A 14718-nucleotide genomic window follows, 5' to 3' on the forward strand; every position below is an offset into this window, starting at 1 on the left:
GCGCCCGCCTTTGGCGAGCCTGGCGATATCGCCGGTTTCCACGCTGCTGCTCAACTTGGCAGGCTTTCAGTGGCAGACAATTCGGCCTTGAGCGGGCGGGTGAGCATATCCTGTGCCACTTGCGCGGCATTGGCCCCCTCCAGCAAGGCGCAGACGGCCTCGACAATAGGCATGGAGACGCCATGCCGCGCCGCCAGATCGCGCAGAACCGGCGCGGTGTGCGCGCCTTCGGCCACGGTGCGCCGCTCAGCCATCAGATCGCCTGCGCTCTGCCCTTCGCCCAGCGCCTTGCCCAGGCTGAAATTGCGGCTGGAGGTGGAGGAGCACGTGAGCACCAGATCGCCAAGGCCGCACAATCCCGCCAGCGTCGCAGCCCGTGCGCCCATGGCCTCGCCAAAGCGGAGCATTTCGGCATAGCCGCGGCTGATCAGGGCTGCGCGCGCATTCTGGCCCAGCTTCAATCCATCCACCACACCGCAGGCAATGGCGAGGACGTTCTTGACCGAACCGCCCACTTCCGCGCCGGCCAGATCATCGGAGAAATAGGGGCGGAAGGCAGGGCGGGCGAGTGCGGGTGCCAGCCTTTCCCATTGCGCCTCGCCTCCGCCGCAGGCCAGCGTCACCGCGGTGGGAAGGCCAGCGGCCACTTCGTGCGCGAATGTGGGGCCGGACAGAACGGCAATGTCGCTGGCGGGCGCGACGGCGTGCGCCACGTCATGCATCATGCGGCCTGTCCCCGCCTCGATCCCCTTCGAACACAGCACCAGATCGCGCGGGCAGGCGGGCAGGCGCGCCAATACGCTGCCCAGATGCTGTGCCGGGGTGACGATCAGCAGGATGTCGCACGCGGCCAGATCGGCCAGATTGCCGGTGGCGCGGATCGCAGGGGAAAGTGCGGCAGAAGGAAGATAAAGGGCGTTGCGGTGATCGCGGTTGATCGCTTCGGCAAGGCCATCCTCCAGCGCCCACAGCAAGACGGGCGTGCCGTCTGCGGCCAGCATCTGCGCCAGAGCGGTGCCCCATGCGCCAGCGCCAACCACGCCGGTTGTCAAACCCGTCATGCCTTTACCCCCGCGCCGCGTGCCGGTTCTGCTGTGGGGTCGAGCGGCCAGCGCGGGCGCGCTGCCACATCCAGTGGATCGGCCGGGAAACCGGCGGCCATGCGTTCCACCCCGGCCCACGCGATCATCGCGGCATTATCGGTGCACAGCGCCAGCGGCGGGGCAATAAAGGGCAGGCCGTGGTTCGCCGCAAGGCCTTCCAGCGCGGCACGGATCGTCTGATTCGCCGCCACACCGCCTGCAACGACCAGCGCGCTGACCGGCCCCATGCCTTTCAGCGCAAGCGAGGTGCGGTCGATAATGCAATCAACCGCCGCCGCCTGAAAACTGGCGGCGATATCGGCCGGCTCATGCGCGCCGCTCTCCGCCGCGCGCAGCACCGCGCTTTTGAGGCCGGCAAAGCTGAAATGCACCTCGCCGCTGCCGACAAGCGGGCGGGGCAGGGGAACGGCGCGCGGATTGCCCGCCAGCGCCAGCCTTTCCACCGCCGGGCCGCCGGGATAGCCCAGCCCGAGAATCTTGGCGGTCTTGTCGAACGCCTCGCCCAGTGCATCGTCGATCGTGGTCGCAAGGCGACGGTACCGACCGGGGCCGTCGACCCGCAAAATCTGGCAATGCCCGCCCGATACCAGCAGCAGGGCATAGGGGAATTGCAGCGAGGGATCGGCCAGCCGCGGGCTGAGCGCATGGCCTTCCAGATGGTTGATCGCCAGCAGCGGCAGATCGCCCGCCATGGCCAGCGCCTTGGCCGTGACAAGACCCACCATCACCCCGCCGATGAGCCCCGGCCCGGCGGTGGCGGCAATGGCGTCGAGATCGCTGAGCGTCCTGTTCGCCTCTTTCAGCACGCGTTCGATCAGCGGCACCAGCCGCATCGCATGGGCACGGGCGGCGATTTCGGGCACCACGCCGCCATAGGGCGCGTGTTCCGCCTCCTGGCTGGCAATGGCCTGCGCCAGAATGCGCCGATCCGAATCCACCAGCGCGGCCGCCGTTTCATCGCACGAGCTTTCTATGCCAAGTATCAGCGCCATCCTGCGGCTTCCACTGAACGCAAATGCCATCTAGGGCAAGCGCCACGCTTATGACCATACAACCAATACTCAAGCTGGGAACCCGCGCTTCGCCGCTTGCCATGGCGCAGGCGCACGAAACACGCGCCCGCCTGTGCGCCGCCCATGGCTGGGACGAGGACGCCGTGCAGTTGTTTCCCGTGACCGCCAGCGGGGACAAGGTGCTCGACCGGCCCCTTGCGGAAATCGGCGGCAAGGCGCTGTGGACCAAGGAACTGGACCAGTGGCTGGGCGAAGGCGTGATCGACGCAAGCGTCCATTCGCTCAAGGACGTGGAGACGATCCGCCCGGACGCTTTCACGCTGGGCGCAATTCTGCCGCGCGCGGACAAGCGCGACCGGCTGGTGGGCGCGGTCAGCATTGCCGACCTGCCACTCGGCGCGGTGGTGGGCACCAGCGCCCCGCGCCGCGCGGCGCAATTGCTGAACCAGCGGCCCGATTGCCGCGTGGTGATGTTCCGCGGCAATGTCGCCACGCGGCTGGGCAAGCTGGCTGCGGGGGAGGCGGATGCGACTTTCCTTGCTGCTGCCGGGCTGGAGCGGTTGGGGCAGGGCGCTGTCGGCCATGCGCTCGACCCGCGTGAATGGCTGCCCGCGCCTTCGCAAGGGGCGATTGCGGTGGAATGCCGGGCGCAAGATGCCCGCACAAGCGACCTTCTCGCCGCCATCGACCACGCGCCCAGCCGGGCCGAGGTGGAGGCCGAGCGCGCGCTGCTGGCGGCGCTGGGCGGCGGGTGCCAGTCAGCCATTGCCGTGCTGTGCGAAATTGCGGGGAATGAGATGACCTTGCGCGCGGCCTTGTTCAGCCCGGATGGTGCCGAACGGGTGGAGCGCGAGATCCGTTTTGCCGCAGGTGATCTGGGCGCGGTGGAGGGGCTGGCGCGCGACCTGTTGTCCAGCTCCAGCCCGGCCATCCGCGCGCTTTTCGAGGGCCAGAAGTGACCCAGTCCACCATTATCACCATCCGTCCGGAGCCGCATGGCAGCCAGATGTGCGCGCTGGCGCAGAAGCAGGGTCTGGCCGTGCAGGCCTTCCCCTTGTCCGAGGTGCGTCCGCTGCCCTGGGAAGGCCCTGATCCCGCCAGTTTCGATGCCATTCTGGCAGGCAGTGCCAACGCCTTTCGCCATGCCGGCGAGGGATTGGCCCGGTATCGCGGCAAGCCTGTCTTTGCGGTCGGGCCGGCCACGGGCAGAGCTGCCTTCGAGGCGGGCTTTACCGTTGGTATGGCGGGCACGGGCGGGCTGCAACAATTGCTCCCGCTGATCCCCGAACGCCCCATCCGCCTGCTGCGGCTGGCGGGCGCACGCCATGTCCCGATCGATCCGCCCGAAGGGATCAGTGTGACGGTGCGCGAGGTTTACGAGGTTGTGCATTTGCCGTTACCAGATGAAATGGCGGCCTTGCTGAAAGCGGGCGGCGCGCTGGTTCTGCTGCATTCGGCCGGCGCGGCGGAACACTTTGCCGCCGAATGTGACCGGCTGGGCATTGACCGGGCGGACGTGCGGCTGGCGGCGCTGGGGCCGCGCATTGCCGCGGCCGCGGGTGATGGGTGGGGCCAAGTCCAGTCGGCGCCCAAACCCGCCAACGGCGCATTGTTGGCCTTGGCGCAAAAGATGTGCCAATAGGATCGCCAATGGACGAGAACGTGTCGCCCCCACTGGATCACCGCGCCGCGCCCGGCCGGGCCGGCCTGCCCATCTGGCCGATTCTGGCCGCCGTGTTCCTGGCATTCCTGCTGGGCGCAAGCGCCATGTTCTACCTATCGCGCCAGAACGGCTGGATCGGGCAAAGCCTGTTTTCGGTCCGGCAGGAAAGCCCGCCGCCTGCCACCTTGCCGATGGCTGCGCTCAGCCGCCGCGGTCTGGTGCCCCTGCCTCCCGCTGCCGCCACGCCGGTTTCCGCCGAAGTGCGCGCCACGGTGGAGCGAGTCGAACAGGTGGAGGTGCAGACCGGCGGCATCGACCAGCGCGTCGCCGCGCTGGAACAGCGTCTCACCCGGCTTGATCTGCAATCACAGGCAGCGGCCGGCAATGCCGCGCGTGCGGAAAGTATGCTGATCGCCTTTGCCGCGCGGCGCGCGATCGACCGGGGGCAAAGGCTGGGCTTTCTGGAAGATCAGCTTCGCCTGCGTTTTGGGGAGGCCCGTCCCAATGCGGTGCAGACCGTGATCGATGCATCGCGCGACCCCGTTACGCTCGATCAGTTGCTGGTGCAGCTTGACGGGTTGAGCGCCAGCCTGGTGCAGACCCCACCCAGCGCGGGCCTGTTAACCCGCCTGCGCTACCAGCTGTCGCAGCTTTTCTCGGTGCGGACCGATGACACGCCGTCGCCCGTGGCCGAACAGCGGCTGGCGCGCGCGCGCACCAATCTGGAAAACGGCCGCATCGAACGGGCGATTGCCGAAGTGCGCGCCATGCCCAATGCCGAGACCGCGCAGGATTGGCTCGACCGGGCGGAGCGATACGCCGCGGCGCAACGGGCGCTGGAAGCGCTGGAAGCGGCGGCGGTGTATGAATCGCGCTCCTTGCGCGACGGCGACGGGCAGCGGGTGGAGCAGCCGGGGCTGGCCGAATAAGGCCTAGCCCTTCAGCAATTCGGGTATATCCCCGCTCACCCCGCGCGCTTCGTCCATGAAGAAGCGCTTCAAGGGCGGGGTGCGTTGCACCAGTCCCATGCCCAGCCGCCGGATCGCACTGGGCAGGCGGCCAGGAATGCCGAACAGGCGGTTCAGACCATCGGTTGCGGACATCACCATCAGCGAATCGAGCGCCCGCCAATCCTCGTACCGCTTGAGCAATTGCGCATCGGCCGGGTCGAGGCCCAGCCGCGCGCCTTCTACCAGCACTTCCACCAGTGCCCCTACATCGCGCAGGCCCAGATTGAGGCCTTGCCCGGCAATCGGATGCATACCGTGCGCCGCATCGCCCACCAGCGCGAGGCGCGGTGCGGTGATGCGCGCGGTGTGCTGGAAAGACAGCGGATAGGAACTGACCGCCCCCACCAGATCGATATCGCCCAGCACGCCGTGCATACGCTTGGCCACTTCGCCGCGCAGCATGGCGCGGTTCATGGCCAGAACGCCGGTCGCATCCCGCTCCGCGACAGTCCAGACCAGCGCGCTGCGGTGGCGGCCCTGTTCGTCATCCAGCAGGGGAAGCAGCGCGAAAGGGCCGGCGGGGTAGAAGATTTCCCACGCCACATTGCCGTGCGGCTTTTCATGCGTCAGCCCGGCAATGATCGCGCGGTGCGAATAATCCCAATGCGCCATGGCGATGCCCGCTTCCTCGCGCGTGGGGGACAGCCGCCCTTCGGCGCCGACCATCAGCGCAGCGGAAAGCTCCTGCCCGTTGGCGAGGGTGGCTGTAGCGGCGTATTCGCCGCGCTGGCGGCGCAGCACATCGGCCTTCTGGTGCCAGGTAATAAGCGGTTCCGCCTTCGCCGCCTCGAACAGCGCCAGGCGCAATTGCCGGTTGGCGAACATCCGCCCCAGCGAGCCTTCCTCCGGCTCCGGACGGAAATCGATGCGGCCCGGCTTCATCCCGTCAGTCACCGCGATGGATTCAATGGGGCAGCCGAAAGGCTCTAATGCATCGGCAAGGCCAATATTGCTAAACAGGTTCCAGCTTGCGGTGGAAATGGCGGAGGCGCGCCCGTCAAACCCTTCCGCCGTCAGTTCTGCCGGGTCGGCCCGGTCAACCACATGGCTGGAAAAGCCCTTGCGGGCTGCGGCAAGGGCCAGGGTCATTCCCACCAGCCCGCCGCCAAGGATCAGGAGATCGCGCTTGTCGCTCATGACCGATAGCCCTAGATCGTGCGCCATGCACCGCGCAAGTGTTCCCAAAGGCCAGTGGTCCCTTTTCCGGGATGTGCCGATGCTTTTCGCGGCGCTGCTTGCGCTGATGCTGGCGGCAGTTCCGCTTGGCGCACAGCCTGTGCGCGAAAACAACATTGCCGCCGATCTGGTTGCCGAAAGCGTGCCTGTTGCCGGGCAGACGATGACTGTGGCGCTGCATTTCCGGCCCAAGGAAGGCTGGCACGGCTATTGGTCGAACCCCGGCGATGCGGGGCTGGGGATGCAGCTCGACTGGCGCCTGCCGCCCGGCTGGCAAGCGGGAGAACCGCAATATCCGGTGCCGTCGAAACTGGTGCTGGCGGGGCTGATGAACCATGTGTTCAAGGGCGAATATGCGGTGTTGGTTCCCATCACCGTGCCCGCCGATGCGCAAGTTGCCGGCGTGCCGCCGATCAGCCTGGCGGCACAATGGCTGGCCTGCACCGATCAGATCTGTGTGCCCGAACAGGCGGAACTGGCGCTGCGGGTGCAGCAGATTGGCAGCGGCCCGAACCCGTTCGATGCATGGCGTGCCGCCTTGCCCCCGCCGCTCGACACGACCGCGCGCTTTGCCATTGCTGGAAATGCCCTGCGCATTGCCATTCCGCTGCCCGCGAGCATGGATCTGGCCAGCCCCCATGTGTTCTTGGCGCAGGACAGGATCGCGGCGGGCAAGCGCACCGCCTATGCCGCGCCGCAGGCCTTCTACCGTCTGGGCGATCTGGTGGTGGCCGAAGTGCCGCTGGCCGATCTGGTGCTGCCGGCCTCCTCTCCCCCCTTCGCCCCGCTGGGGCAGGTGAGCGGGATTCTGGCCTTTGGCGAGGCGGGTAACGGCATTGGCTTTACCGCCGTGCCGGGCGATGTGCCCACGGGCGGGGAGCCGATTGCGGGTGGCGGCGCTGCGGTCAGCAATGCCCCGTTGTGGACGCTGATCCTTGCCGCGCTGGCGGGCGGGCTGCTGCTCAACCTGATGCCGTGCGTCTTTCCGATCCTGAGCCTCAAGGCGATGACTCTGGCGCGCGCGGGTGAAAGCGAGCGGCAGGCGCGGGCCGAAGGGCTCGCCTATACGGCGGGCGTGGTGCTGGCCTGCATGGCGATTGGCGCGCTGCTGCTGGTGCTGCGCGCTGCGGGGCAGGAAGTGGGCTGGGCGTTCCAGTTGCAGGAACCGGGTGTGGTCGTCGCGCTGCTGGTGCTGGCGGTGCTGATCACCGCCAATTTTGCGGGCGTGTTCGAAGTGCCGAGCTTCTCCTTTGCTGGCACGGGCGGACTGGGCAAGGGCGCAGGGTCTTCCTTTGCCACCGGGCTTTTGGCCGCATTCGTCGCCACGCCGTGCACAGGGCCGTTCATGGCCGCTGCATTGGGAGCGGCGCTGCTGCTGCCACCTGCCTCTGCAATGCTGCTATTTGCGATGCTGGGGCTGGGGCTGGCGCTGCCGTTCCTGGCGTTGGGTTTTGTGCCCGCCTTGCGCAGCCGTTTGCCAAGGCCGGGGCCGTGGATGAACACCTTCCGCCGCGTGATGGCGATCCCGATGGGGCTGACCGCGCTGGCGCTGCTCTGGCTGCTCACCCGGCTGGGCGGACGCGAATTTGCGGCTGTAGCGCTGGTGGTCACGCTGGGCGTGTTGATCGCGCTGGCGGTGACGGGGCGTTTGCAGCAGCGCGGGAAGCTGGCCTGGCCCGCCTTTGCCCTGATCGCTGCGCCCTTTGTGCTGTTCGGTGCCTTTGCGCTCCCTTCAAGCTATTCGGCCGTGCAGCCGGGCGGAGGCGCGTCGCTGCTTGATCCGGTCGATTACAGCGAGGCCAATCTGGCTGCGGCACGCGCCAGCGGGCAGCCGGTATTCGTCTGGTTCACCGCCGATTGGTGCGTCACCTGCAAGGTGAATGAAAGCGTAGCGATCGAGCGGGAAAGCACCAAGGCGGCGTTCGCAAAGGCTGGCGTGATCGCCATGCGCGGCGACTGGACGCTGCGCAACGAGGAGATCACGCGCTTCTTGACCGCGCAAGGCGCGGCGGGCGTGCCGCTGTATATGTGGTATCCCGCGGGCGGGGCGGGCGAGCAATTGCCGCAGGTGCTGACCCCGGCGATGTTGGAGGAGCTGGCGGCGTCTGCCAGCTAAAGACGTTTAGCGGCCAGCTTTCTCTGCCACTTCGCTGCCCGGCGCTTCCATATGGCCGTTCTCACGGCACCAGCCCACAAATTCGCCGGGAACACGGCTGCCTTCTATCTTGAGCATTCCCCCTCCGGGCAAGGTTGCCTGCAATTCGCGCGGGCCGGTAAAGACATCCCACATCGGATCGTTGGCGGCCAGCACGCCTTCCCACCGCCATTCGCCATCGGTCAGCCGCGCATCCACGAAAAAGCGGCTGCGCATCCCGTTGCCGATTACCGGGAACAGCGCGGTCTGCCGGGGCAGGGCAGGGGCATGGCGCACGATCAGCATTTGCGGCGGTGCACCGGCATCACCCAGCAGGCAGGCCAAGGTGAGGAGCGCCGCTTCGCCGGGCTTCCCAAATTCGATGGCCCGCCCGTTCTCCGCCACGCGCCACGCAGCGTCGGTTGTGTCGGGCGATTGGCGCATGACCTGCACCGGCGCATCGCCGCTTTCAGCCAATTCCACCCGCGCCACAGGCTCCCCCCGCTCACACGCGGCGAGGAGGAGGGGGAGGAGGAGTGAGGTTGCGAGGAGGCGCAAGCGGGGTTTCAGGCGGCGCGAGGGACGATCCTGTCCAGATCGCTGCTCATCTTCCGTTTGGCTTCGCGGATTTCGTGATCGTCCTGCAGCCCGAGAAAAAACCCCTCGGACATCCGGAAATACCGGGCAAGGCGCAGATCGGTTTCCGCATCAATGCGGTCTGTGCCGTCCAGAACGGCCTGAAGGCGGGATGGATCGACTGCAATTGCCTTCGCAAGATCAGCGCAGCTCAGCTTCAACGGTTCCATGAACTCGGACATCAGCAAATCCCCTGCATGAGGATTGTGCAGCCATTCGTCATCAGTGGTAATCGACGATTTCGACATCGTATGCGCTTCCGTTCTCGAAACGAAAACATATACGCCATTGCATGGTAATGGAAAGCGAATGCTGCCCTTTCAGGTCGCCGTGCAATTGATGCAGGCGGTTGGATGGCGGATTGACCAGATCGTCCAGCGATTTTGCCCGATTCAAAAGCGCCAGCTTGGCCAAGGCGCGCTGCTGGATATCGGCGGGCAGCTTGCGGCTGCGCCTGCCGTTCCAGATCAGTTCGGTTTCCTTGTCGGCAAAAGAATGGATCATGAGGCACTCCGCGGACGGATCTGTCCTTAAAGAAAACTGGGAGTGCCTCCCCCTTCCCCAGAACCATTCTTTAACATCTCGAAACTGTCAAGGTGGAGATACGATTTACTCCCCAAACCGGGGATAAATCACTTCCCCCACTTCTTCTGCACCTTCCCATACCGCGTCTTGCGCGTCCCCGGCCGCCCTTCATTGCTGCGCCCCACCAGCGGCGCTTTCTTCTGCTCGTCCGGCAGGCCCAGTTCCTCGTTTTCCAGCCGCCGGATTTCGTCGCGCAGGCGGCCGGCTTCCTCGAATTCGAGGTCTGCGGCGGCGGCGCGCATCTTCTTTTCCAGTTCCTCGATATAGGCGCGCAGATTGTGGCCGACCATGTGGTTGGCGCCTTCCGCGTCGATCTCCACCAGCACCCCGTCCTGCGCCGCGGTGTGCGCCACGATATCGGCAATGGCGCGCTTGATCGTCTGCGGGGTAATGCCGTGTTCCTCGTTATAGGCGCGCTGCTTCTCCCGCCTGCGGTCGGTTTCGGCGATGGCGCGTTCCATGCTGCCGGTCATCCGGTCGGCATAGAGGATCACGCGCCCATCCACATTGCGCGCCGCGCGGCCGATCGTCTGGATCAGCGAGGTTTCGGAACGCAGGAAGCCTTCCTTGTCGGCATCCAGAATGCAGACAAGGCCGCATTCGGGAATATCCAGCCCTTCGCGCAGCAGGTTGATGCCGATCAGCACATCATACACGCCCATGCGCAGATCGCGGATCAGTTCGATGCGTTCCAGCGTTTCGACGTCCGAGTGCATATAGCGCACGCGCACGCCCTGTTCGTGCATGAATTCGGTCAGATCCTCCGCCATGCGCTTGGTCAGCGTGGTGACAAGCGTGCGATATCCCTTGGCGGCGGTGGCCTTGGCTTCGGCAATGCAATCCTGCACCTGGTCTTCCACCGGGCGGATTTCCACCGGCGGATCGATCAGGCCGGTAGGGCGGATCACCTGTTCGGCAAAAGTGCCGCCGGTCTGCTCCATCTCCCAGTTGCCGGGCGTGGCAGACACGGCAAAGGTCTGCGGGCGCATCGCGTCCCATTCGTTGAAGCGCAGCGGGCGGTTGTCGATGCAGCTGGGCAGGCGAAAGCCGTATTCCGCCAGTGTCAGCTTGCGCCGGTGGTCCCCGCGCGCCATCGCGCCGATCTGCGGGATCGTCTGGTGGCTTTCATCGACGAACAGCAGCGCGTTTTCGGGCAGATATTCGAACAGGGTAGGCGGCGGTTCGCCCGGCATACGGCCCGTCAGGAAGCGCGAGTAGTTCTCGATCCCGTTGCAGCTGCCCGTGGCGGCGATCATCTCAAGGTCGAAATGGGTGCGCTGTTCCAGCCGCTGCGCTTCCAGCAGGCGGCCTTCGGCGTTGAGTTCCTTCAGGCGCTCCTCCAGTTCGAACCGGATCGCTTCTGTAGCCTGCTTCATCGTGGGGCCGGGGGTGACATAGTGGCTGTTGGCGTAAATGCGCACCTTGCCCAGCGACGCGCCCTTCTTGCCCGTCAGCGGGTCGAACTCGGATATCTCCTCGATTTCATCCCCGAAGAAACTGATGCGCCAGGCGGTGTCTTCCAGATGGCTGGGAAAGACTTCCAGACTGTCGCCGCGCACGCGGAAATTGCCGCGCGCAAAGGCCGCATCGTTGCGCTTGTATTGCAGCGCCACCAGCTTGCGGATGATTTCGCGCTGGTCGTGGCTTTCGCCAGCCTTGAGGTCAAAGATCATGGCGGAATAGGTTTCCACCGATCCGATCCCGTAAAGGCAGGATACCGAGGCAACGATGATCACATCGTCGCGTTCCAGCAGCGCGCGCGTGGCCGAATGGCGCATCCGGTCGATCGCCTCGTTCACGCTCGATTCCTTCTCGATATAGGTATCGGAGCGCGGGACATAGGCTTCGGGCTGGTAGTAATCGTAATAGGATACGAAATACTCGACCGCGTTTTCGGGAAAGAAGCTCTTGAATTCGCCGTATAATTGCGCCGCCAGAATCTTGTTGGGGGCAAGGATCAGCGCGGGGCGCTGCAACTCGGCAATCACCGATGCCATGGTGAAAGTCTTGCCGCTGCCGGTGACGCCGAGGAGCACCTGTGTCTTTTCGCCTGCCTTCGCGCCTTCCACCAGTTCGGCAATCGCGGTGGGCTGATCGCCCGATGGCTCATAATCGGACACAAGCTTGAACGGCTGGCCGCCCATGCTTTTTTCCGGGCGCGCGGGCTTGTGCGGGGTGAATGTGCCGGAAGTATCGGGTTCTTCCAGTCCGCGACGGATAACGAGTTCGGCCATATGCGAACATATGGGGAATACCCGGCGCGGACGCAATCGTGCTTACGCCGGCGGGTGGTGCGCATTGGCAGGGCGGGCCGGGGCTGATAGGGTGCGGCCCTGCCATATGGGGGGAAGTCATGCGTTTCATCAGCCTGTTGCCCGTTGCCGCCGTGCTCCTGCTTGCCGCTTGCGGGGACAGCGCCGAGGATTCGCCTGCGGGCGTGGAGGGGGCTGCCGAAGCGATGGCCGATGGCCCCACGCCGCAGCCGGGCCAGTATTCCACCACTACCGAGATCCTCGAACTGACCATTCCGGGCCTTGCCCCGGAAATGCGCGACATGATCCGGTCCGCCATGGCCGAAGGCGCGCGGGAGGGGTCAAGCTATTGCCTGACCGCCGAAGATGCCGCCAATTCGCGCGAGGAAATGATCCGCAACATGACCGAGAGCGATTGCACCGTGCAGCGCTTTGACATGGCGGGCGGCACAATCGATGCGTCCTTGTCCTGCCCGGCGGGCGGGGAGGGGTTGACCGGCGATGTCACGCTCAACGGCACCATGACCGAGACGGGCGCGGACATGACCATGTCGTTCAAGTCGCAGGTGCCTGATCTCGGCGAAGCGACGATCCGGATGCGCATGGTGTCAAGCCGCGTGGGCGATTGCTGAAGGCGGCTGGCCGGATGGCCTAAGCCCCTGTCCGCCTGTTGAAATGGCAGGCGCCTGACCCAGATGTGAGCGGAACCCGACACAAAGCTGCGTGCGGTTACCGCAGGCATGGTTCACCTTTGCGCAAGCCATGTGGCGAAGACGTGACCGCGTCACGCAGCGGGTGATTGTTCGCGACAGTTCTGTTACAGGGCAGGCCATGTTTGTCACGAAGCTGAAATATGGGGCAATGACGGCGCCGGGCCGTCGTGTCGGTTTGGGCGAGGCGCTGCTGCGGCGCATCCGTCTGCTGCGCAGCCAGCCGCCGGACAATGCCGCGCGGCCATCGCAGGCGCTGTTCCTGGCCGAAGCGCTGGCTTTTGCCGAGCCGGTTTTGCGCCGGTTCCGTCCCGCACTGGTCGTGCCCAAGGCGCGCGAACGGCAGATCGTGATCCTGATCCCCGGCTTTGCCACGCATCCCATGCGTATGCGCTACATGGCGGAAAAGCTGGAGGAAGCGGGCCATAAGGTGAAACGCTGGGGCCTTGGTTTCAATTTCGGCCCCACGGAAGAAAACTTTGCCTTCCTCTCGCAGCGCGTGCGCGATGTTCATGCCCGCTATGGGCGCAAGGTGGTGCTGGTGGGGTGGAGCCTGGGCGGCATCTTCGCGCGCGAAATGGCCAAGCTGCATCCGGAGTGCGTGTCCAAGGTCATCACCATGGGATCACCGTTCAGCCACACGCCCTATTCGAACAATGTCTGGCGGCTCTACCAGCTCATCACCGGCCATTCGGTGGAGCGTCCGCCGATCGCGGCTGATCTGGCGGCCAAGCCGCCGGTGGAAACGGTGGCATTGTGGAGCGCGCGTGACGGCGTGGTTTCGGTACGCAGCGCGCGCGGGCTGGCGGGCGAGCGTGACCGCGAACGCGCGCTCAAATGCAGCCATATGGGTTTCTCCAATTCCGCCGAAGCCATCCTTGCCGTGGCGCAGGAATTGGAAAGGCGTTGATTTCCCGGCGCTTTGCGTCTCAAGATCACCTCTCGCAAACGGCGCTTGGCGGCGCGGTTCTTTCGTGCAATGTTGCACTGCGACATAGGTGGATATGAGCACAGCCGAACCTTCCCGTTATGATGAAATGCTTGCGCCCGACGGGTCCGTCCGCGCGGCCTACAGGGACTATGAGCAGTGGCTGGAGCGGCAGGATCCGGCTGTTCTGCGCCGCAAAGGGGGCGAAGCGGAAAGCTTCTTTCGCCGCACCGGGATCACCTTCAATGTCTATGGCGAGGCGGATGCCGAGGAGCGGCTGATCCCGTTCGACATGGTGCCGCGCATCATCACCGGGCAGGAATGGCGCCGCCTGTCGCGCGGGATCGAACAGCGCGTGCGCGCGCTCAATGCCTTCATCCACGATCTGTATCACCGGCAGGAAATTATCCGTTCGGGCCGCTTGCCGGTGCGGCTGCTGCGGGAAAACAGCGCGTGGCTGCCGCAGATGGTGGGCTTCACGCCGCCGGGCGGGGTCTATACGCATATCGTGGGGATCGATCTGGTGCGCACCGGGCCGGATCAGTTCATGGTGCTGGAAGACAATGCCCGCACGCCCAGCGGCGTGTCCTATATGCTGGAAAACCGGGAAACCATGATGTCCATGTTCCCGGAACTGTTCACGCAGGTGAAGGTGCGTCCCGTATCGGGCTATCCGCGCAGTCTGGCGGCCAGTCTTGCCGCCTGCGCGCCGGATGGGGCAGGGCCGAAGCCGACAATTGCCGTGCTGACGCCGGGCATTTTCAATTCGGCCTATTTCGAGCACGCCTTTCTGGCGGATCAGATGGGCGCGGAACTGGTGGAAGGCAGCGATCTGCGCGTGTTTGACGGGCGCGTGCAGATGCGCACGACCGACGGCTTTCGCCCGATCGATGTGCTGTATCGCCGGGTGGACGACGAATATCTCGATCCGCTCACCTTCAATCCGGCATCGGTTCTGGGCGTGCCGGGCATCATGGATGTCTACCGCGCGGGGCGCATTACCATTGCCAATGCGCCGGGCACCGGGGTGGCGGATGACAAGGCGATCTATTCGTTCATGCCGGAGATCGTGAAATTCTACACCGGCGAAAATCCGATCCTTCCCAATGTGAAGACCTGGCGCTGTGCCGATGCCGACAGCCTGAAATATGTGCTGGAAAACCTATCCGAACTGGTGGTGAAGGAAGTGCACGGATCGGGCGGATACGGAATGCTGATTGGCCCCACTTCCTCCAAGAAGGAGATCGAGGCGTTTCGTGCCAAGCTGGTGGCCCGTCCGGAAAACTACATCGCGCAGCCCACGCTGGCGCTGTCGACCTGCCCCATTTTCACCGCCAAGGGGCTGGCCCCGCGCCATGTTGACCTGCGTCCGTTTGTTCTCGTCTCGCCTGAAGGGGTCGATATCACGCCGGGCGGGCTCACGCGGGTGGCGATGAAGAAGGGGTCGCTGGTGGTCAATTCCAGCCAAGGGGGCGGCACGAAAGACAGCTGGGTGCTCGATGACTGAC

General features: G+C 65.3%; 14 protein-coding genes. 7 read left to right on the top strand and 7 right to left on the bottom strand.

Annotated features, from left to right (window positions below):
- Positions 1-50 precede the first annotated feature (50 nt).
- Positions 51-1061 carry an NAD(P)H-dependent glycerol-3-phosphate dehydrogenase gene (locus WFP44_RS10155; protein ID WP_336926448.1) on the bottom strand — a complete coding sequence of 337 codons (1011 nt, stop codon included), beginning with the start codon at positions 1059-1061 and terminating at the stop codon, positions 51-53.
- Positions 1058-2095: a tRNA (adenosine(37)-N6)-threonylcarbamoyltransferase complex transferase subunit TsaD gene (gene tsaD / locus WFP44_RS10160; protein WP_336926449.1), complete on the bottom strand. Its 1038-nt coding sequence runs from the start codon at positions 2093-2095 to the stop codon at positions 1058-1060. The genes WFP44_RS10155 and tsaD overlap by 4 nt, the downstream gene beginning before the upstream one ends.
- Before the next feature lie 50 nt (positions 2096-2145).
- Here tsaD and hemC point away from each other — a divergent pair, with 50 nt between their 5' ends.
- Genes hemC through WFP44_RS10175 form a run of 3 tightly spaced genes read left to right on the top strand, consistent with a single transcriptional unit; the run spans position 2146 to position 4708 of the window.
- Complete coding sequence (gene hemC, locus WFP44_RS10165; RefSeq protein ID WP_336926450.1) at positions 2146-3075, top strand: hydroxymethylbilane synthase; 930 nt, start codon at positions 2146-2148, stop codon at positions 3073-3075.
- Positions 3072-3758 (top strand): uroporphyrinogen-III synthase, encoded by a 687-nt coding sequence (locus WFP44_RS10170; protein WP_336926451.1) that lies wholly within the window; start codon positions 3072-3074, stop codon positions 3756-3758. Before hemC ends, WFP44_RS10170 begins: the two co-directional genes overlap by 4 nt.
- 8 nt (positions 3759-3766) lie before the next feature.
- Complete coding sequence (locus WFP44_RS10175; protein ID WP_336926452.1) at positions 3767-4708, top strand: hypothetical protein; 942 nt, start codon at positions 3767-3769, stop codon at positions 4706-4708.
- A 3-nt stretch (positions 4709-4711) separates the two neighbouring features.
- On the opposite strand, the gene WFP44_RS10180 is transcribed toward WFP44_RS10175, so the two are convergent.
- Positions 4712-5926, bottom strand: coding sequence for an FAD-dependent monooxygenase (locus WFP44_RS10180; protein WP_336926453.1), 1215 nt, complete (start codon positions 5924-5926; stop codon positions 4712-4714).
- Positions 5927-6005: 79 nt separating this feature from the next.
- Between WFP44_RS10180 and WFP44_RS10185 the strand changes: the two genes are divergently transcribed.
- On the top strand, positions 6006-8081 hold the full coding sequence (locus WFP44_RS10185) for a protein-disulfide reductase DsbD family protein (protein WP_336926454.1): 2076 nt from the start codon (positions 6006-6008) through the stop codon (positions 8079-8081).
- A 6-nt stretch (positions 8082-8087) separates the two neighbouring features.
- On the opposite strand, the gene WFP44_RS10190 is transcribed toward WFP44_RS10185, so the two are convergent.
- The 4 genes from WFP44_RS10190 to uvrB all read right to left on the bottom strand — a co-directional run bounded on the left by WFP44_RS10190 (position 8088) and on the right by uvrB (position 11554).
- Complete coding sequence (locus WFP44_RS10190; RefSeq protein WP_336926455.1) at positions 8088-8582, bottom strand: hypothetical protein; 495 nt, start codon at positions 8580-8582, stop codon at positions 8088-8090.
- Between the two features lie 83 nt (positions 8583-8665).
- The gene (locus WFP44_RS10195) at positions 8666-8983 is read right to left on the bottom strand and encodes a HigA family addiction module antitoxin (RefSeq protein ID WP_336926456.1); all 318 of its coding nucleotides are present in this window, start codon (positions 8981-8983) and stop codon (positions 8666-8668) included.
- The gene (locus tag WFP44_RS10200) at positions 8958-9239 is read right to left on the bottom strand and encodes a type II toxin-antitoxin system RelE/ParE family toxin (protein WP_336926457.1); all 282 of its coding nucleotides are present in this window, start codon (positions 9237-9239) and stop codon (positions 8958-8960) included. The genes WFP44_RS10195 and WFP44_RS10200 overlap by 26 nt, the downstream gene beginning before the upstream one ends.
- Before the next feature lie 128 nt (positions 9240-9367).
- Positions 9368-11554: an excinuclease ABC subunit UvrB gene (uvrB, locus tag WFP44_RS10205; RefSeq protein ID WP_336926458.1), complete on the bottom strand. Its 2187-nt coding sequence runs from the start codon at positions 11552-11554 to the stop codon at positions 9368-9370.
- A gap of 119 nt (positions 11555-11673) precedes the next feature.
- On the opposite strand from uvrB, the gene WFP44_RS10210 reads away from it, so the two are divergent.
- From WFP44_RS10210 to WFP44_RS10220, 3 genes are all read left to right on the top strand, one after another.
- Positions 11674-12204, top strand: coding sequence for a DUF3617 domain-containing protein (locus tag WFP44_RS10210; protein ID WP_336926459.1), 531 nt, complete (start codon positions 11674-11676; stop codon positions 12202-12204).
- Between the two features lie 130 nt (positions 12205-12334).
- Complete coding sequence (locus WFP44_RS10215; protein ID WP_336926460.1) at positions 12335-13192, top strand: esterase/lipase family protein; 858 nt, start codon at positions 12335-12337, stop codon at positions 13190-13192.
- 94 nt (positions 13193-13286) lie between these two features.
- On the top strand, positions 13287-14717 hold the full coding sequence (locus tag WFP44_RS10220; protein ID WP_336926461.1) for a circularly permuted type 2 ATP-grasp protein: 1431 nt from the start codon (positions 13287-13289) through the stop codon (positions 14715-14717).
- Position 14718: the final 1 nt, after the last annotated feature.

This window comes from Alteraurantiacibacter palmitatis, assembly GCF_037154115.1.
Taxonomy (GTDB): Bacteria; Pseudomonadota; Alphaproteobacteria; order Sphingomonadales; family Sphingomonadaceae; genus Alteraurantiacibacter; species Alteraurantiacibacter palmitatis.